Raw genomic sequence first — 18,343 nt, 5'->3', positions numbered from 1 at the left:
CCCTCCCGTGCCCCGGGCCGTGTTGCCGGCCGCAGCCGCTTAATCCGCCGCACCCCTGTTCTCTGCAGGGCATCCTGCTCCAAGGTAGTAGCTATGGCTGGCTCCGTTCCGGGGATAGATGGCCCCGCATCAGATGCAATGCTCAAGTTTGGCCGGTTCTTCACCCGATGGGATGAAACCGATGACGGCCGGGCGGTTTTCCGCGAGGGCGGCCGGGAGGGGGACGCCTTCTACCGCAACCGGTGGAGCCACGACAAGGTGGTGCGGTCCACCCACGGGGTGAACTGCACGGGCTCCTGCTCCTGGAAGGTCTACGTCAAGGACGGGATCATCACCTGGGAAGCGCAGGAGACCGATTACCCCTCGGTGGGCCCGGACCGCCCCGAATACGAACCCCGCGGCTGTCCGCGCGGTGCGGCCTTCTCCTGGTACACGTATTCCCCCACCCGGGTCCGGTTCCCATACATCCGCGGAGTGCTGCTGGAAATGTACCGGGACGCCAAGGCCCGCACAAAGGATCCGGTGCTGGCCTGGGAAGAGATCATCAACGACCCCGAGCGCCGCCGAACCTACCAGCAGGCCCGCGGCAAGGGCGGGCTGGTGCGCTCCAGCTGGGCCGAGGCCCTGGAGATGACTGCCGCCGCGCACGTCTCCACCATCAAGAATTACGGGCCGGACCGCTGCACCGGGTTCTCACCCATCCCTGCCATGTCCATGGTCTCGCACGCCGCCGGGGCCCGGTTCATCAACCTGATCGGCGGGGTGATGAACAGCTTCTACGACTGGTACGCGGACCTGCCGGTGGCCAGCCCGCAGGTTTTCGGCGACCAGACGGACGTCCCGGAATCCGGCGACTGGTGGGATGCCACCTACCTGATGATGTGGGGCTCGAACATCCCGGTGACCCGTACCCCGGACGCGCACTGGATGGTGGAGGGCCGGTACCGGGGCACCAAGGTGGTTTCCGTCAGCCCGGATTATGCGGACAACACCAAGTTCGCCGATGAATGGCTGCCGGCCGCCGCCGGTTCCGACGCGGCGCTCGCCATGGCGATGGGGCATGTGATCCTCAAGGAAAACTTCGTGGACCGGAGGGTTCCGTTCTTCGAGGACTACGTGGTGCAGTACACGGACCTGCCGTTCCTGGTTCACCTGGAGGAACGGGATGACGGGACGGTGGTGCCGGGAAAGTTCCTGACCGCGGCGGATCTGGGCCGCAGCCAGAAGAAGGTCTCGGACGCCGCTTTCAAGACCGTGCTGCTGGACCGTGATGCCGGCACCCCGGTGGTGCCCAACGGCTCCGTGGGTTTCCGCTACAACGAGGCCGACGCCGGCAAATGGAACCTCGACCTGCAGGGCGTGGTGCCGGCCCTGTCGGTGGTGGATGCCTCCTCCTACGGCCAGCAGGTTAGCCGCGTGGACCTGCCCGCCTTCACCGATCCGTCCGGCGTCGGATCGGTGGTGCAGCGCGGAGTGCCCGTGCTGGAAGTGGCCGGCCGGACCGTCACCACCGTCTTCGATCTGATGCTGGCGCAGTACGGGGTAGGCAGGGACGGGCTGCCCGGCCAGTGGGCCGCCGGCTACCACGACGCCGCCACTGCGTACACCCCGGCCTGGCAGCAGGAAATCACCAATGTGGGTGCCGAAGCCGTCATCCGCACTGCCCGGGACTTCGCGGCCAACGCGGAGAAATCCAATGGCCGGTCCATGATCATCCTCGGCGCGGGCATCTGCCAGTGGTACCACGGCGACGTCACCTACCGTGCCATCCTGGCCATGCTGATGCTGTGCGGATGCCAGGGCCGGAACGGCGGCGGCTGGGCCCACTATGTGGGACAGGAGAAGTGCCGGCCCATCACGGGGTGGGCGGCCATGGCCTCTGCGGGGGACTGGAACCGGCCGCCACGGTTCATGGTCGGCACCGCGTTCTGGTACATGCATACGGACCAGTTCCGTTCCGACGGGTATTCTTCGGACGCCATGCAGTCCCCGCTGGCCTCCGGCCACCTGCGCGGAATGCACACCGCCGACGTCATTGCGAAGTCCACCCGGATGGGCTGGATGCCGTTCTTCCCGCAGTTCGATGCCCGGAACTCCCTGGACGTTGCCGACGACGCCGCCGCCGCCGCTGCGCGCGGTGAAGCGGATACCGAAGCGGGGTGGGTTGCGCGGCAGCTGAAGGAGGAAAAACTGCGGTTTGCCGTGGAGGATGTGGACGCCCCGGGGAACTGGCCGCGCACCCTGATCCTGTGGCGTTCGAACCTCCTGGGCTCCTCGGCCAAGGGCGAGGAATACTTCCAGAAGCACCTGCTGGGCACGCTGAACAACGTCATGGGCAAGGACCACGCCGACGCCCGGCCCAAAGACGTGGTGTGGCGCCAGGACGCCCCGCAGGGGAAGTTGGACCTGCTGGTGTCCGCGGACTTCCGGATGACCAGCTCCACGCTGCTTTCCGACGTCGTGTTCCCCGCCGCCACCTGGTACGAAAAGTACGATCTGTCCTCCACCGACATGCACCCGTATGTCCACGCCTTCACCCCGGCCATCGCCCCGCCCTGGGAAGCGAAAACGGACTACGACCTGTTCCGGTTGCTCGCCGAGGAATTCTCCCGCCAGGCGGCCACGCACCTGGGGGTGCGCAAGGACATGGTAGCCACGGCACTCACCCATGACACCCCCGGCGAAATCGCCCAGCCCGGCGGGCACGCGCCGGATTGGAAAGGCACGGACATCCCGGCGGTCCCGGGGCAGAATCTGCCCTCGCTCGCGGTGGTTGAACGGGACTACACCGCCATCGGGGAGAAGTTCACCGCTGTAGGCCCGCTGGCTGAGAAGCTGGGCTTCACCACCAAGTACGTCAAATACGATGTCTCCCGGCCGCTGGTCCAGCTGGCCCGTAAGCACGGCGTCTTTGACCGGGGAGCGGCAGCGGGCAGGCCGGCAGTGGATACCGATGCCCGGATGGCCGAAGCGATCCTGCTGCTTTCCGGCACCACCAACGGGGAACTGGCGGTGCAGGGCTTCCGGACCCTCGAAAAACGGACCGGGATTCCCCTGGCGGACCTGGCCGAAGGCGCGGAGGACCGGCAGATCACCTTCCGGGACACGCAGGACCGGCCCACACCGGTCATTACCTCCCCGGAGTGGTCCGGTTCGGAGACCGGCGGCCGGAGATACGCCCCGTTCACCATCAACATCGAACGGCTCAAGCCTTTCCACACACTGACCGGACGGATGCACTTCTTCCTGGACCACGACTGGATCCAAGACATGGGTGAGGCGCTGCCTGTGTACCGGCCGCCGCTGGACATGCACCGGCTGTTCGGCGAGCCCGCCCTGGGTACCCGCGGCGAGTTATCCGTGGCCGTACGGTACCTGACGCCGCACAACAAGTGGTCAATTCACTCCGAGTACCAGGACAACCTGCTGATGCTCTCCCTTTCCCGCGGCGGCACCTCGGTGTGGATGAGCGAGGAGGACGCCGCCCTTATCGAGGTCTCCGACAACGACTGGGTGGAATGTGTAAACACCAACGGTGTCCTGGTGGGCCGGGCCATCGTGAGCAGCCGAATGCCCGCGGGGGTCTTGTACGTCTACCACGCACAGGAACGGATCATTGACGTGCCCAAGTCCGAAGCCACCGGCAGGCGCGGCGGCATCCACAATTCGGTGACCAGGATCCTGGTTAAACCCACACACATGATCGGCGGCTACGCGCAGCTGTCCTGGGCCTTCAACTATCTCGGCCCCACGGGCAACCAGCGCGACATCGTCTCCGTTGTCCGCAAGCGTTCCCAGGAGGTGGCCTACTGATGCGCATCATGGCCCAGACCGCAATGGTGATGGCACTGGATAAGTGCATTGGCTGCCATACGTGTTCGGTGACCTGCAAGCAGGCGTGGACCAACCGCGCCGGCACCGAATACGTGTGGTTCAACAACGTGGAAACCCGTCCCGGGCAGGGGTATCCCCGCCGGTACGAGGACCAGGAACGGTGGAAAGGCGGCTGGGAACTGAACAGCCGCGGGAAGCTGAAGCTGAAGGCCGGCGGACGGCTGGCCAAACTCTTCGGCATCTTCGCCAGCCCGGTCCAGCCGGAGCTGAATGACTACTACGAGCCCTGGACCTACGACTACGAGAACCTGATCAACGCCCCGGCCGGCAAGGACTTCCCGGTGGCCCGGCCCAAGTCCCTGATCACCGGCGAGAACATGAATATCCGCTGGTCCGCCAATTGGGATGACGACCTGGGCGGTTCGGAGCGCACCAACCGGCAGGACCCGGTGCTGCAGAAGCTGCGCAGCGAGGCCGAGGAGAAGGTCAAGGCGGACTTCGACAACACGTTTATGTTCTACCTGCCGCGGATCTGCGAGCACTGCCTGAACCCCTCCTGCATGGCCTCCTGCCCGTCCGGAGCCATTTACAAGCGCGAAGAGGACGGCATTGTGCTGGTGGACCAGGACCGCTGCCGCGGCTGGCGGCAGTGCGTCACCGGCTGCCCGTACAAAAAGATGTACTTCAACCACCGCTCCGGCAAGGCCGAGAAGTGCACCTTCTGCTATCCGCGCATCGAGGTTGGTATCCCCACGGTCTGCGCGGAAACCTGCGTGGGCCGGCTGCGGTACATCGGGATTTTCCTGTATGACGCCGACAAGGTCACTGAGGCCGCCTCCACCCCCAACGTTCAAGACCTGTACGAGGCACAGTTGGACCTGATGATGGACCCCAATGATCCGGAAGTGGTTGCCGGCGCCCGGGCAGAGGGGATCCCGGAGGACTGGATTGACGCGGCCCGGCGCTCGCCGGTCTACGCCATGGCCAAGACGTTCCGGGTGGCGCTGCCGCTGCATCCGGAATACCGGACCATGCCCATGGTCTGGTACGTACCGCCGCTGTCCCCGATTGTGGACGTGCTCAACGAGCAGGGGCACGACGGCGAGAGCGCGGACAATCTTTTCGGCGCCATCGAGGCGCTGCGGATACCGGTGGAATACCTGGCCGAACTGTTCACCGCCGGGGACACCGACCTGGTGACCGGGGTGCTGCGCAAGCTCGCTGCCATGCGCGCCTACATGCGCGACATCACCCTCGGTGACGCTCCCGACGAGCGGATTGCGGCCGACGTCGGGATGACAGGTGAGCAGATTGTGGCTATGTACCGGCTGATGGCCGTGGCCAAGTACGAGGAGCGGTACGTCATCCCCACTGCGCACCTGGAGGACGCCCACAACCTCGAGGAAATCGGCTGCTCCCTGGATGTGGAGGGCGGGCCGGGCATGGGACAGACCGGGGTGTTCGGTGAAGCCTCCGGCCGGCCGACGCCGGTGGCGGTGGAAAACTTCGACGCGCTGCAGGCGCGGCAGCGCGGGGAGGACCCCACCGGGAACGGCAACCTGGGCGGCCGGGTGAACCTGCTCAACTGGGACGGGCGGGGAACACCGCGCGGACTGTTCCCCGCCAACAACAACCGCGGGGCAGCGGACGCAGACGCCGCCGAGGGCAAAGGCGCGGGGTACGACTCCGCCGAAGGCGACGGACCGGCGTCGGACTCCGGCGGGCGGAACGGTCCCGAGCCACCCTCCTCCGGACCGGGGGTCCGCCCGTGAGCCTGCTGGAGAAGCTGCTGGGCAAACCGGGCAAGGGCACGCTGGCCCCCGAGCCGTACGCTGACCAGCACCCCGCGCGCAGCCGGGCCATTCGGCAGGCAGCTGCCCTGCTGCTGGAGTATCCGGACCGGCAGCTGCTGGACCTGGTGCCGGCCATCCGCTCGGCCCTGGCCGAAGCCGGCGCCGGCAGCAGCGAGCTGGACCCGCTGTTTGGCTGGTTCGCCGACACGCCCCTGCGGGACGTGCAGTCGGCCTACGTGCAGGAATTCGACCTCTCCAAGCGGCACAGCCTGCACCTTACCTACTGGACCGACGGCGACACCCGGCGCCGCGGCGAAGCGCTCGCAGCCTTCAAGGAGATCTACCGCTCGCACGGAGTCCTGCCCGAGGGCACCGAGCTCCCGGACTACCTGCCGCTGGTGCTCGAGTTCGCCGCCAAAGTCTCACCGCAGGACGGCTACGAGCTGCTGCAGCGCTACCGGCCGTCCGTGGAACTGCTGCGCCTAGCCCTCCGCGATGACGGGCTGCCCCATGAGGGTGTGCTGACCCTGCTGTGCACCACGCTGCCCGGTGTCTCTCCCGAGGATGCCGCTGCGGTGATGCGTACCGCGGGCTACGGGCCGCCCACCGAAACCGTGGGCCTGGAACCCTACAGTTCGCGGCTGCTGCCGGTGAGTGAAAGGAACAGCCCATGATCGCAGTGGATCTACGGGCGGAAATGCCGCAGGCAACCGTGCCGGAAGCAACCGTGCCGGAAGCAACCGTGCCGCTGGACGTGCCGCCGCCGGGGAATGTGCAGGTGGGCCTGGACGACGTGATGCTCTGGGGAGTGCTGCCCTATCTGGTGCTCGCCGTCCTGATCCTGGGCTCCATCTGGCGCTACCGGTATGACAAGTTCGGCTGGACCACCCGGTCCTCCCAGCTGTATGAATCCCGGCTGCTGCGCATTGCCTCGCCGCTGTTCCACTTCGGCATCCTCGCGGTGATTGTGGGTCACTTTGTGGGACTGGTGATTCCCAAGACCTGGATGGACGCCATCGGGTTGAACGAGGACACCTACCATTTCTTCGCCCTCAGCGTCGGGACCCTGGCCGGTGTAGCCACCCTGGTGGGAATCGTGCTGCTGATCTACCGGCGCCGCACCACCGGTCCGGTGTTTATGGCCACCACCCGCAACGACAAGCTGATGTACATCTTCCTGCTCGCCGCAATCCTCACCGGGCTGGCCACCACCGTCTTCTCCGTCTTCGACACGAACATCGTGAATTACCGGGACACTGTGTCGCCCTGGTTCCGGTCGATCTTCATCCTTCAGCCGGACATCCTGGGCATGACCGCGGCCTCGGTGTCCTTCAAGATCCACACCCTGTTCGGCCTGGTGCTGTTTTCCCTCTGGCCGTTCACCCGGCTGGTGCACGCGTTCACCGCACCGCTGCAGTACCTGTTCCGGCCCTACATTGTCTACCGCTCCCGGGGGAAGCGGCCTCTTCCCGGTGCTGCGCCTCCGCCCCGCGGCTGGGCGCCGGTGGGCACCCCTGACCGCGACCGCCGCGGCGTTCCGCGGAACTGAGTTCTCCCTCCTGAAGGCAGGCACCCATGTCTACAGCATCTACCTCGCCGGCCGCAGGGGCGGACCTGAAATCCGGCCAGCTGCGGAACCTGATAGTCGCGACCATTGCCTCCACAGTCGGCTTCTGGGCCTGGACCATCATCGGGCCGCTCTCCAGCCGTTACGCCGCCGACATGGACCTGGGCGCAGGCCAGACCTCCATCCTGGTGGCCATGCCCATCCTCGTCGGTTCGGTGGCCCGCATCCCGGTGGGTGCCCTGACGGACCGGTACGGCGGGCGGATCATGTTCACCGTCATCCTGGGTGTCACCGCGCCGCTGGTGCTGCTGACCGGCATCGTCGGAGGGCTGGGCAACTTTCCGTTCCTGGTGGTCATCGCCTTCTTCCTGGGCATTGCCGGAACGGTGTTCGCCATCGGTATCCCGTTCTGCTCGGCTTGGTATGACCGCAGCCGAAAGGGTTTCGCCACCGGTGTTTTCGGCGCCGGGATGGTGGGCACCGCGGTGTCCGCCTTCTTCACCCCAAGGCTGGTCGACGCCGTGGGCTACATGGGCGCGCACATCACCATCGCCGTCGTGGTGGCCGTCATGGCCGTGATCAGCTGGCTGGTCCTGCGCGAGTCCCCGGCCTGGTCCGCCCCCACGGAACCGGTGCTGCCCAAGATCACCCACGCCTTCACGCTGCGGGTCACCTGGCAGCTGTGCTTCCTGTACGGGGTGGTGTTCGGGGCTTTCGTGGCGTTCTCGAACTACCTGCCCACGTATCTGGGCAACGTGTACGACTATGACGCAACCGCGGCCGGGACCCGGACCGCCGGGTTTGCGGTGGCCGCCGTCATTGCCCGGCCCATTGGCGGGACTATTGCGGACAAGGTGGGGCCGAAGCTGGTCACCCTGGCCTCCCTCGCCGGAACGGTGGTGCTGGCCGTGATCGTGGCGCTGCGGCCGGAGGAGGAACGGGTGTACGGTACCGCGTTCATCCTGATGGCGCTTTTCCTGGGGCTGGGCACCGGCGGCGTGTTTGCGTGGGTAGGGCGTGCTGCCCCGGCGCAGGACGTCGGCACCATTGGCGGCATCATTGCCGCCGCCGGCGGGCTTGGCGGATACTTCCCGCCACTGGTTATGGGGGCCACCTATGATCCGGAAAGCCGCAGTTACTTTGTGGGGCTGCTGCTGCTGGCCGCTTTTGCCGCCGTCGCGTTCCTGCTGACCTTTACGGTGCGCAACGGCGGGCGGGTGGATGAACGGACGCGTACCTGAAAACCGGTGTCCGGCCGGCGGCGGGCGTACAGTCGGGTGCATGGGTGCAACCGAACTGATCCTGATCCGCCACGGCGAGAGCGCGGGCAACGTAGCCGCCACCCGCGCCGGACGTGTTGGTGCCGAACGTATTGACATTGCCTGGCGGGACCCGGATGTCCCGCTCAGTCCCGACGGCGAGGAGCAGGCCGCGGCGCTGGGCCGCTGGTTCGCCGAGCTGCCTGCCGGGGACTTGCCGGATTCGGTGTGGTGCTCGCCGTACCTGCGCGCACAGCAGACCGCAGAACTGGCCGGACTGCCTGGACGCGCCGGGCCGATGCGCCTCGATGAACGCCTCCGCGACCGTGAACTGGGCGTGTTGGACCTGCTGACCAGCGCCGGCGTCGCCGCCCGCTACCCGGAGGAAGCCGAGCGCCGGGCCTGGCTGGGGAAATTCGTGTACCGGCCGCCGGGCGGGGAGTCCTGGGCCGACGTCGCCCTGCGGTTGCGCTCCGTCTTCCGCGACCTCGATGACGAGGAAGACGGCAACCGGGTGGCAGTGGTCTGCCATGACGCAGTAATTATGCTGATCCGCTACATCTGCGAACGGCTGAGCGAACAGGAACTGCTGGATCTCGCCGCGGCCAACAGCGTCCGCAACGGCTCGGTCACCCGCCTGGTGCGGCCGTCCGGAACCGGACCGTGGAAAGTGCACACCTTCAACAGCGTGCTCCACCTGCAGGACAGCGGAGCACCCGTCACCGAACACTCTGGAGATGAGCATGACGTCCACCCCCGCTAAACTCGTTACCCCCGCACTGCTGCGCGACTGGCAGCTCTCCACCGACACTGCCGGGAAGGAGGAGCGCGGCACCGTAGTGGTAGTCGGCGGCGAACGCCGCACCCCCGGAGCCGTGATGCTGACCGGCCTTGCGGGCCTGCGCGTGGGCGCCGGCCGGCTCACCATGGGCGTGGCGGACTCCGTGGCCGTGGCCGTGGCCGTTGCCATTCCCGAATCCGGCGTGGTGGGACTCGCGGAAGCCGACGGCGGCATAGACGGCGGTGCCGCAGGCGGGCTTCTCGCTGCGGACCTGGAATCCGCAGCTGCGGTGGTGATTGGCCCGGGAATGGCCGACGCCGAACAGACTGCGGCCCTGCTGCAATCCGTGGTGCCGCTGTTGGGGGAGAAGACCCAGGTGGTGCTGGATGCCTACGCGCTGGGTGTGCTGCCCGGCCAGCCGAAGCTCGCGGAGGCACTCGCCGGACGGCTGGTCCTGACCCCTAACCGCACCGAGATCCTGCACCTGCTGGGGGATGAAGGCGCGGACGAGGAGTCCCTTGACCTGGCCGAAGCCTCGGCCGAGGTGGCCCGCAAGTATTCGGCCGTGGTCACCGCACAGAACCTCATCACGGCACCGGATGGCTCCAGCTGGGAAGTGCCCGCCGGGAATCCAGGCCTGGGTACGTCCGGTTCGGGTGATGTCCTGGCTGGTGCGGTGGGCGGTTTCCTGGCCCGCGGTGCCACGCCGGAGCAGGCTGCATGCTGGGGCACCTACCTGCACGCCGTGTCGGGGGACCGGCTCTCGGCCTCGCGCGGCCCGCTCAGTTTCCTGGCGCGCGAGCTGCTGGAGGCCATGCCCCCGGTGATCGCGGAGCTGAACTAGGGGGAGCAGGCTGCCCGGGGCCGCTTCGGGCTCCTATCCTTAACTGATGACAGCTAACGAATACCGGGCCCCGTCCGGCCGCCCGCCGGCGCAAATCCCCTGGCTGCCGTACCGCTTCACCCGCAGTGATGCCGTGGCGGCGGGCTACTACGTCCTGTTCCTGCTGTTGCTCAGCTTTGTGCCGATTGACATTCCGGGGCTGTCCACGCTGATCCCGGATCCGCTGGTGGCCGCGTATGTGCTCAACCTGGCCTTCTACGCGGTGGGCGGCGTCCTGGCCCTCATCGCAGCCCGTGCCTATGCGGCACGGGAAGCAAGGATCCTCGCTACCCGGCCGGTCCTTTCAGCGGCGCTGATTCCGATCGGCGTGATCCTCACCATCATCGCTTCCATGGTGGGCCTGATCATCACCGGTGAGGCGGAGACCGCCGTGAACCAGGAGGCCGTGCAGGGCCTGGTTACGCAGATGTCGCCCTGGCTTGTGGTGCCCCTGGTGGTGGTGCTGGCGCCCTTCGTGGAGGAGTACATTTTCCGCCACCTGCTGATCGGCAAGCTCAGCCGCTACTGGAACATCTGGGCTTGCTGCATCCTGTCGGTCCTGTTGTTCGCCTCCATCCACATTGTGGGCAAGGAGTCGCTGTCCCTGCCGGTGCTGATGCCCTATCTGGCCACCGGCGCCGTGCTGGTGGGCATGTACGTGTGGGCCGGGAACAACTTCATGCTGTCCTACGGGGTGCATGCCGCGAAGAACCTGCTTAGCGTGGTGATCATCTATGCCGTGCCGCCGGAGCTGCTGCAGCAGTAGGGTCTCACGGCTGTTTTGGAGGTTCCGCGGACGCCCTCTGTACAGCTGATGCGGGTATTGGCCCTTCCAAGCCGCATCAGCTGTACAGAAGCTGGAAGAGCAGGTGCGCGTCAGCTGATGCAGAACTCGTTGCCCTCGGGATCGGCCATCGTGTACCAGGAGTGCGGGCCCTGACTGGCCTCGTACAGGAAGGATGCACCTCGACCTTCCAATGCGGCCCGGGCTTCGTCCTTGTCCCTGCCCTCCAGCCGCACATCCAGGTGGATTCGATCCTTGACGGTCTTGGGCTCGGGGACGGGCTGGAACAGGATGCGCAGCCGGTCCTCCTGTCCCACCTGATCGGCAGGGCAGATAGCTGCGCCGTCACGCCAGACCCGGACACCGTTGTGCTCAATCACGTCCTCGGGTTTTGCGAAGCCCTGGTCCAGCAAGGACGAGATGAAGCCCTGGTCCGTGGGCTCCAACGTCCAGCCCAAGGTTTCCGCCCACCAATCGGCCTGAGCGTGGGCATCGGTGCAGTCTACGCAGATCTGTATGTTCGTCATGGCCCAGAGCCTAGGAGCGCAGCGCCACCGTCGGCACTGAATTGCGGCCAGCTACCGTCCGCAAGCTAGGAGCCGGGCTTCTCGAGCCGCTCACTTTCGGGTGCCCGGACCGGAGAGCCGTTGCATGGCAGCACCCGCTCCGGCCGGGCCAAGTAGAAAAAAGAGCTCCGGGCTTCGGAGCCAAACCCGCCGGGCACCATCAGCGTGGAATACCGCTGGCACCACTGGGGCGTGTCGACGGCGGCTTCCAACGCGGTTGCGACCGCACCGACATTGTGGAACCACATCAACTGCTGCTGCCCGTCGATAACCAGGTAGATGAGGTCCAGCTGCGGATCCGCGGTGACGGCGACGTCGGCCCAGTGCTCCCAGCCCTGAAGTCGGCGGCCGTGGATCCAATGGATGTTGTGGCCCGGAGCGAAACCGGTGCAGTTGCTCGGGGAGGAACTGTTGAAGTCGGGGTTGTTGAAGCCGGAGTTGCTGACACTGGAAATGCTCACAGTGGGTTCCTTTTCAGGTTGTCCTTGCCTGCAGCGGATGAAGCAGGCCGCTTCGTCATCCGAACCACCCGCCGAACAGTGGGGTTGGTGTGGGGCCAGTCGGAGCTTTTATGCCCGGCGAACCGGGCGAAGGCCACATCTCGTGAAGCTGAAAACTACTGTAGCGGAGGGCGCCGACATTTCGACAGGGGTGCGGGTTTCCGGGTCCCGGGCGGGCTGGGTCCCGGGGCGGGCGCCGCGCGGGTCGGGCGCCGGGCGGGCCGGGTCCCGGGGCGGGCGCCGCGCGGGTCGGGCGCCGGGCGGGCCGGAACGGCGGCAACGAAAACTTCCGCTCGCAGAGCTCGCGAAAGTTATTAAAGCCGCCTAACCCGGCCCGTCCGGTGCCCTGGTGCCGCACCGCGCCTAACCCGGCCCGTCCGGTGCCCGGTGCCCTGTGCCGCAACGACGCTCCGAGCCCCGGGATCCCAGCACCCCCCGAAGGCTGCGGTTAGAACCTACGGGGCCGAGTCCACCACGGAGGTTCTCACCGAAGTCCATGCCGAAACGGTGCCGGCCGGAGCGTTGGGGAAGTCCTGCAGCAGTACGTCCTGTTCGCCGATGACCAGTCCCGAGTCAGGATCGATGATGATGTCGGTCCGTGATGTTCCTTCTGGGTAGGGGATCCCAATGGCGACGCCCGTCCTGCCGTCAACGGTTGCCTGCTTGTCGCTTATGACCACGCCGGGGATCAGTGCAGCGGCCCGATACATGGTTGCGCGCAGGTCGGCGGGGACGGCCCCGGTGCGCAAACCGTCAGCGATGGTTACAAAGGCCTCGGTTTCCGGCGTTTTGCCGGCTCCCTCGGTGCGCTCGTAAATGAGGTCCAGCAGTTCCCGGGGATCCCGGGGCAGGCTTCCGGCTTCGTCGAGGGAGGTGCCGATGATGACCATCGGCGCCTGCCCGTAGAAAGCTCCGCCCGGGCCGCGCTGGATTCCGACCGTCGGGTTCGGCACCCCACCCTTCGGCGGCAGCTGGGCGATCTCGGCGGCCGCCTTCTTGGCGGCGTCGGACGAGGACTCGAGGGGAATCCGCTCTCCGCGGTCCCAGACCCATTCACCGTTCCTGTCTGCCGGTATGTAGAGCTGATCGCTGACGGTTTCCTGCCAGGAAAGGTCGCTGCCGTCGGCCATCTGCTTGCCGCCCCAGGTCAGCTCGGTTGTGTCGATCTTCAGGTACTGGCCGGGCCCCACCAAGGGATCAGAGGTGCGGATAGTGGCGTCAGCCGCGGCGTTCAGGACTTCTGCTGCCTCAGCGGTGGCACCGGGACTGCCGGGCCGGACGACGTCGGCCACCACTATGCCTCCCACCAGCAGAGCCGCAGCGGCGGATGCAAGCAAGAGACGGCGTCGGGCGCGGGGCGCCGTGGTCCTCGGGCCTCCGGCGCGGCGGGCGTTCAGCGGAGGAACGGCGTGCAGGCGGGAGGGCGAGGTGCTTTGCGCCGCCTGCGGAGCGTCCATCACGGCCAGCGACCTGGCTCGGCTGCCGGCCAGCTCCGTTTCGTGAACGGAACGTGCGGGGTCAGCGGATGCAAGTGCGCGGTCAATGCCGCCGGGCATATTGGTATGGCTCATCGTTTCGCTCCTTCTGAAAGTGATTCCGTGTCCAGCAGGCGGCCGAGCGCCTTGCGTGCCCGGTGCAAACGCATCCTGACGGCGGTGGCGCTGGTGTTGAGCAGGTCCGAGACCTCGCTGGAACTGAAACCGTCCCAGTACGTCAGGAGGAGGACCTCCCGCTCATCGGGCCCGAGCCGGGCGAGCGCCTCATGGATGCGGGAGTCGTCGTCGTTCCGCTCGTGGTCGCGTTCAAGCTGGAGGGCTCCGAGGAGGCTCGCGGACCGGGAGGCGGACCGGTCGTGGTTGCGGAGGACGTTTTTCGCGATCCCGAACAGCACCATGACCGAAAGGCTTTCCTCCTGCCCGGTCTTTTCCCAGGCGATCCGAAAGACCTCGGCGCACAGGTCCTCGGCGATGGCGGCGTTTTCGGTTCGGCGCCGGAAGTAGCGGTAGATGCGGTCATGTCCGGCGGCATGGGCGGCCAGGAAACGCTTCTCCCTGTCCACGTCCCGTTGTTCCTTCCGGAAAGTTTCTACACTCATGCCCTGTTAATGTCCGGCAGCCTCCAAAGTGTAACTGCGCGCGCCGAAAGCCCCGGCCGCGTACCAAAGGGAAGCCGTATCGAGCGCAGTAGGTACCGGACACAACGAAGGGGCCTGGCGGAGGCGGCTTTAATATTCCCCGCGAGCTCTGCGAGCGGGGAATTTCGTTGCCGCCGGAGCCAGGCCTCGTAGGTGCCCACGGCCACCGTCCTAGGTGCCGGAGCCAGGCCCCGTGGGTGCCACGGCCACCGTCCTAGGTGCCGGAGCCAGGCCCCGTAGGTGCCCACGTTCCCAGCGAGGCCGGTCAAAGCCAGCGAAAGAGTTACCGCCAGCCTGCCCCCGGCGCCACCAGCTTCACGACGCTTTCCAGCAGCTGCGCGTTGTAGTCCACGCCCAGCTGGTTCGGCACGGTAATCAGCACGGTATCGGCTTCCTGCACGGCGGCGTCGGCGGCCAGTTCAGCAGCGATGACATCCGGTTCGCCGATGTAGCTCTTGCCGAACCGCGCCAAACCGCCGTCGAGATGGCCCACCTGGTCCCGTCCCTCGGCCTGCGCACGGAGCCCGAAATAATGCCGGTCCTCCCCGGTGACCAATGGGATGATGCTGCGGCTGACGGAGACCCGCGGGGTGCCCTGGTGGCCGGCGTCGGCCCAGGCCTGCCGGTACACGGCAATCTGCTCGGCCTGCAGCTGGTCGAACGGGACACCGGTGTCCTCGGTCAGCAGGGTGGAGCTCATCAGGTTCATGCCCTGCTCGCCCGTCCACTTGGCTGTGGCCCGGGTGCCGGATCCCCACCAGATGCGCTCGGGCAGGCCGGGGGACAGCGGATCGATGGGCATGGCTCCGGTGCTGCCGGTCATGGCCGGATCCGCCTGGGCGACGCCGGCACCGGCAATCGCGGCCCGGAACACTTCGGTGTGCTGCCGGGCCATGTCGGCGTCGGTGGATTCCGGCCCCGGCACGTAACCGAAGGACTCATATCCGCGCAGGGCCGGCTCGGGGGATCCCCGGCTGATGCCCAGCTGCAGCCTGCCACCGCTGATCAGGTCCGTGGCCGCGGCATCCTCGGCCATTGAAAGCGGATTCATATAGCGCATGTCGATCACGCCGGTGCCCAGCTCAATCCTGCTGGTCCGCGCGGCCATGGCTGCGAGCAGCGGGAAGGGGGCGGAGAACTGCGGGGCGAAGTGGTGCACCCGCAGGTACGCGCCGTCGACGCCGATTTCCTCGGCTGCGACGGCCAGCTCCACCTGCTGCAGCAATGCGTCACGTGCGCTGGGCGTCCGTGAGCCGAGCGCATTCCGGTAATGTCCGAAGGACAGGAACCCTATTCGTTTCATATCAGCCTCAGCGCCGTAAGGTTCGGCCGTATTCCCGTCCTCCCCGGACTTCCGGGCCGGGCACGTGGAAACGCAGCGGAAGGAAGCAGGAACAGTGCACATCACCTTGGTCCCGGGCTATCAGGGCTCACCGCCGGAGCAGTGGCAGAGCCGGTGGGAAGCCGACCTGCCGGACGTCACCCGCATCGCGCCGTCGTCGTGGGACGAGCCGGAGCTGGAGGACTGGATGTCCGCGCTGGACAAAGCCGCCGGGGCACAGCACGGGAACACCGTGCTCGTGGCGCACAGCCTGGGCTGCCTGGCCGCCGCGGAATGGCTGCTGCGCAACCCGGACGGCGCCCGCGGGGTCTTCCTGGTGAGCCCGCCGGATCCCGTAGCAGCCTCGTTCCCGCAGCCGGCCGGGACGTTCCGGAACCCGCGCTTGCAGGAACTGCCGGTTCCGGGCCTGCTGATCGCCAGTGAGAGCGACCCGTACTGCGCGCTGCCGGCGGCAGAGGTCATTGCAGCGGCCTGGAAACTGCCGTTCATCAATGCCGGCGAGCTGGCGCACATCAACGAAAAGAGCGGCGTGGGCTACTGGGAACAGGGCCGCGACCTGCTCACCGCGTTCACCGCGGGGCTGGGGGAACGGGCCGCAATCGGATAAGAATGGGCACATGCAACTTCCGGTGATGCCTCCCATTGCGCCCATGCTGGCCAAAGCCGCCAGCTCCCTGCCTGAAGGCGAGTATCTCTACGAGCCCAAATGGGACGGGTTCCGGTCCATCATTTTCCGGGATGGCGACGACGTCGAGATCGGCTCCCGCAACGAGAAGCCGATGACGCGCTACTTCCCCGAACTGGTGGAGGCACTCAAGGCCAACCTGCCCGAGCGGTGCGTGGTGGACGGGGAAATTGTGATGGTGGCGCCGGACGGTAAGCGCCTGGACTTCGAGCTGCTGCAGCAGCGCATCCACCCGGCCGCCAGCCGGGTGAAACTGCTCGCCGAATCCACCCCGGTCCGGTTCGTGGCCTTCGACCTGCTGGCCCTGGGAGACACGGATTACACGGACAAACCGTTCGCCGAACGCCGCGAGGCCCTGGTCCAGGCGCTGAAAACGGCGCAGGCACCGGTGTCCGTCACCGCCGCAACGGATGATCCGGAGCAGGCGCGGGACTGGTTTGACCGGTTCGAAGGTGCCGGGCTGGACGGAGTGGTTGCCAAGCCGCTGGATGCTGCGTATGCCCCGAACAAGCGCACCATGGCCAAGCTCAAGCATGAGCGCACCGCTGACTGCGTGCTGGCCGGCTACCGGGTGCACAAGTCCGGCCCGGACCTCATCGGTTCGCTGCTGCTGGGCATTTACAACGACGACGGCGAGCTCACCAACGTGGGCGTTGCCGGAGCCTTCTCCATGGACCGGCGCCGGGAGCTGTTCCAGGAGCTCCAGCCGCTGGTGGCGGGCGAAGAAGGGCACCCCTGGGCGTCGGAGGAGCAGGAGGCCGGCACCCGCACGCCCCGCAACTCGGAAGGCAGCCGCTGGAGCGGCAAGAAGGATCTCTCCTTTGTGCCGCTGCGTCCGGAGCGGGTGGTGGAGGTGAAGTACGACCACATGGAAGGGAATCGGTTCCGGCATGTGGCGAGCTTCGTGCGCTGGCGGCCTGACCGCTCGCCGGAGTCCTGCACCTACGCCCAGCTGGAGGAACCCGTGAAGTTCGACCTGGCGGACGTGCTGGGCAGCTAGCTGCGAAGACTAGCCGCGGCCCCGGCACCCGGTCCGGAATTCGCTGCCGGCATCCGCCAGGATGGCCGCGGTGTAGCCGTCCCGGTAACCGGTCTCGGTGGGATGCAGGTCGAACGGGCCGCCTTCGAAGCGAATCCAGGAATCGGCGGATCCCACTCCGTGTCCGGCGAATTCGTCCACCACGTCCACAAAGACGCCGTCCTCGGGAACCTGTCCGGCGATGACCGCATTCAGGGCGTCGGTTCCGGCGTTGAACAGGGCCTGCGCCTCCGCGCTGAGCGGGCCCGGCGCACCGGTTTCGAACAGGTGCGGGTATCCGGTGACCACCAGGGTGGCGCGCGGGGCTGCCTCGGCTATCCGGGCGAATTCCGCCGCCAGCTGGGGAGCCAGGACCGTCGAGGCGTAGGTGCTGGCCTGCTCGATGGCCGGTGCGCAGGTGGCCGGAAGCTGGGTCCCGGCGCAGGCGGCCACCACGGTGCCGAACCGGACGTCGTTGCCGCCGATGGTCACGGTCACGACGTCGGTCCGGTCGTTGAGCGTGCCGCTGGCCGCCGCGTTGCTGATCTGTTCGGGCAGGTCCACCGGTGCGTCAGCCGGGGTGGTCAGGGCGGTGGCGCCGGCGCAGGTGGCATCGGCTTCCAGATCCACGCGCCGCCGGGCGTCCAGCAGCGCGGGATAGCCCTGTTCCGTGCGGCCGCAGGCATCCAGCACGGGACCGCCGCCGTAGCCGGCGGCATAGGAGTCTCCGAAGGCCACATAGTCGACGTCGCGGCCCCAGCCGTGCCCGCCACCATGCCCGCCGCCGTGGCCCCAGCCATGCCCGTGGCCGTCTCCGCCCCGGTGCTGCACGGAGTCCCCGCCGAAGTTGCCCGGGGAGCCGCCTGCCGGACCGTCTGCCGCGGCGGACGACGCACCGCCGGCTAGGAGCGCCGCCGCAGCCAGGGCCAGGACACCGAGCCTCCCGCCGCGGAATGAACGGCGGAACGGGAGGCGGAACGGACTGCGGAAAGGGACACCGGGTGAACGGCGGGAAAGACCTGGGCGAGGGCTCATCTTTGCACTCCTTCGGGCAGCGGAATCAACGGCTCCAAGGCGGACAGTCTTTCCCAGCGCAGGGCACGCGGGCAATCGCCAATCCCTTATCCGGTTCCCTGGCGGCAGGTTTTTCATCGATAACCCGGGCAGTATGAGCGGCCGGAATGCTGCCGGGAGGGG

16 protein-coding genes and 1 riboswitch are annotated in these 18,343 nt (G+C 67.2%); of the genes, 10 read left to right on the top strand and 6 right to left on the bottom strand.

All coding sequences use genetic code 11. The features are described from left to right. Nucleotides 1-93 precede the first annotated feature (93 nt). The 8 genes from LJ754_RS02920 (at nucleotide 94) to LJ754_RS02885 (ending at nucleotide 10,883) form a co-directional block, all read left to right on the top strand. Entirely contained in the window at nucleotides 94-3,813 is a 3,720-nt protein-coding gene (locus LJ754_RS02920; RefSeq protein ID WP_227925279.1) for a nitrate reductase subunit alpha, read from the top strand. Next, complete coding sequence (gene narH / locus LJ754_RS02915) at nucleotides 3,813-5,606, top strand: nitrate reductase subunit beta (RefSeq protein ID WP_227925278.1); 1,794 nt, start codon at nucleotides 3,813-3,815, stop codon at nucleotides 5,604-5,606. Before LJ754_RS02920 ends, narH begins: the two co-directional genes overlap by 1 nt. Then, a complete protein-coding gene (gene narJ, locus LJ754_RS02910) occupies nucleotides 5,603-6,301 on the top strand; it encodes a nitrate reductase molybdenum cofactor assembly chaperone (protein ID WP_227912648.1) in 699 nt (232 codons plus the stop codon). Before narH ends, narJ begins: the two co-directional genes overlap by 4 nt. Nucleotides 6,302-6,423: 122 nt before the next feature. Then, nucleotides 6,424-7,176 (top strand): respiratory nitrate reductase subunit gamma, encoded by a 753-nt coding sequence (gene narI, locus LJ754_RS02905; protein WP_227925430.1) that lies wholly within the window; start codon nucleotides 6,424-6,426, stop codon nucleotides 7,174-7,176. Between the two features lie 26 nt (nucleotides 7,177-7,202). Further along, nucleotides 7,203-8,435: an MFS transporter gene (locus LJ754_RS02900; RefSeq protein WP_227925276.1), complete on the top strand. Its 1,233-nt coding sequence runs from the start codon at nucleotides 7,203-7,205 to the stop codon at nucleotides 8,433-8,435. A 40-nt stretch (nucleotides 8,436-8,475) separates the two neighbouring features. Beyond that, nucleotides 8,476-9,216 (top strand): histidine phosphatase family protein, encoded by a 741-nt coding sequence (locus LJ754_RS02895; protein ID WP_227925275.1) that lies wholly within the window; start codon nucleotides 8,476-8,478, stop codon nucleotides 9,214-9,216. Further along, the gene (locus tag LJ754_RS02890; RefSeq protein ID WP_227925273.1) at nucleotides 9,191-10,078 is read left to right on the top strand and encodes an NAD(P)H-hydrate dehydratase; all 888 of its coding nucleotides are present in this window, start codon (nucleotides 9,191-9,193) and stop codon (nucleotides 10,076-10,078) included. Before LJ754_RS02895 ends, LJ754_RS02890 begins: the two co-directional genes overlap by 26 nt. Before the next feature lie 46 nt (nucleotides 10,079-10,124). Next, nucleotides 10,125-10,883 carry a CPBP family intramembrane glutamic endopeptidase gene (locus LJ754_RS02885; protein ID WP_227925271.1) on the top strand — a complete coding sequence of 253 codons (759 nt, stop codon included), beginning with the start codon at nucleotides 10,125-10,127 and terminating at the stop codon, nucleotides 10,881-10,883. Between the two features lie 110 nt (nucleotides 10,884-10,993). Here LJ754_RS02885 and LJ754_RS02880 read toward each other — a convergent pair whose 3' ends face one another. From LJ754_RS02880 to LJ754_RS02860, 5 genes are all read right to left on the bottom strand, one after another. Beyond that, entirely contained in the window at nucleotides 10,994-11,428 is a 435-nt protein-coding gene (locus LJ754_RS02880; RefSeq protein ID WP_227912653.1) for a VOC family protein, read from the bottom strand. Nucleotides 11,429-11,493: 65 nt separating this feature from the next. Beyond that, the gene (locus LJ754_RS02875) at nucleotides 11,494-11,928 is read right to left on the bottom strand and encodes a hypothetical protein (RefSeq protein ID WP_227925269.1); all 435 of its coding nucleotides are present in this window, start codon (nucleotides 11,926-11,928) and stop codon (nucleotides 11,494-11,496) included. 15 nt (nucleotides 11,929-11,943) lie between these two features. After that, nucleotides 11,944-12,076, bottom strand: a riboswitch (SAM riboswitch). 346 nt (nucleotides 12,077-12,422) lie between these two features. After that, a complete protein-coding gene (locus LJ754_RS02870; RefSeq protein ID WP_227925268.1) occupies nucleotides 12,423-13,538 on the bottom strand; it encodes a CU044_5270 family protein in 1,116 nt (371 codons plus the stop codon). Beyond that, the gene (locus tag LJ754_RS02865) at nucleotides 13,535-14,062 is read right to left on the bottom strand and encodes an RNA polymerase sigma factor (protein ID WP_227925267.1); all 528 of its coding nucleotides are present in this window, start codon (nucleotides 14,060-14,062) and stop codon (nucleotides 13,535-13,537) included. Before LJ754_RS02865 ends, LJ754_RS02870 begins: the two co-directional genes overlap by 4 nt. Nucleotides 14,063-14,384: 322 nt before the next feature. Further along, nucleotides 14,385-15,404, bottom strand: coding sequence for an LLM class flavin-dependent oxidoreductase (locus tag LJ754_RS02860; RefSeq protein ID WP_227912657.1), 1,020 nt, complete (start codon nucleotides 15,402-15,404; stop codon nucleotides 14,385-14,387). Nucleotides 15,405-15,498: 94 nt separating this feature from the next. On the opposite strand from LJ754_RS02860, the gene LJ754_RS02855 reads away from it, so the two are divergent. Both LJ754_RS02855 and LJ754_RS02850 read left to right on the top strand, forming a co-directional pair. Next, nucleotides 15,499-16,050, top strand: a complete 552-nt coding sequence (locus tag LJ754_RS02855) for an RBBP9/YdeN family alpha/beta hydrolase (RefSeq protein WP_227912658.1) — start codon at nucleotides 15,499-15,501, stop codon at nucleotides 16,048-16,050. Between the two features lie 10 nt (nucleotides 16,051-16,060). Then, entirely contained in the window at nucleotides 16,061-17,128 is a 1,068-nt protein-coding gene (locus tag LJ754_RS02850; RefSeq protein ID WP_227925265.1) for an ATP-dependent DNA ligase, read from the top strand. A 9-nt stretch (nucleotides 17,129-17,137) separates the two neighbouring features. On the opposite strand, the gene LJ754_RS02845 is transcribed toward LJ754_RS02850, so the two are convergent. Then, nucleotides 17,138-18,181 (bottom strand): SGNH/GDSL hydrolase family protein, encoded by a 1,044-nt coding sequence (locus LJ754_RS02845; protein WP_227925264.1) that lies wholly within the window; start codon nucleotides 18,179-18,181, stop codon nucleotides 17,138-17,140. Nucleotides 18,182-18,343: the final 162 nt, after the last annotated feature.

It is taken from the genome of Arthrobacter sp. zg-Y40, from assembly GCF_020731535.1.
Classification (GTDB): domain Bacteria; phylum Actinomycetota; class Actinomycetes; order Actinomycetales; family Micrococcaceae; genus Arthrobacter_B.
Note: the sequence above shows the minus strand (reverse complement) of the source record. Positions and strands in the feature narration are given on the sequence as shown.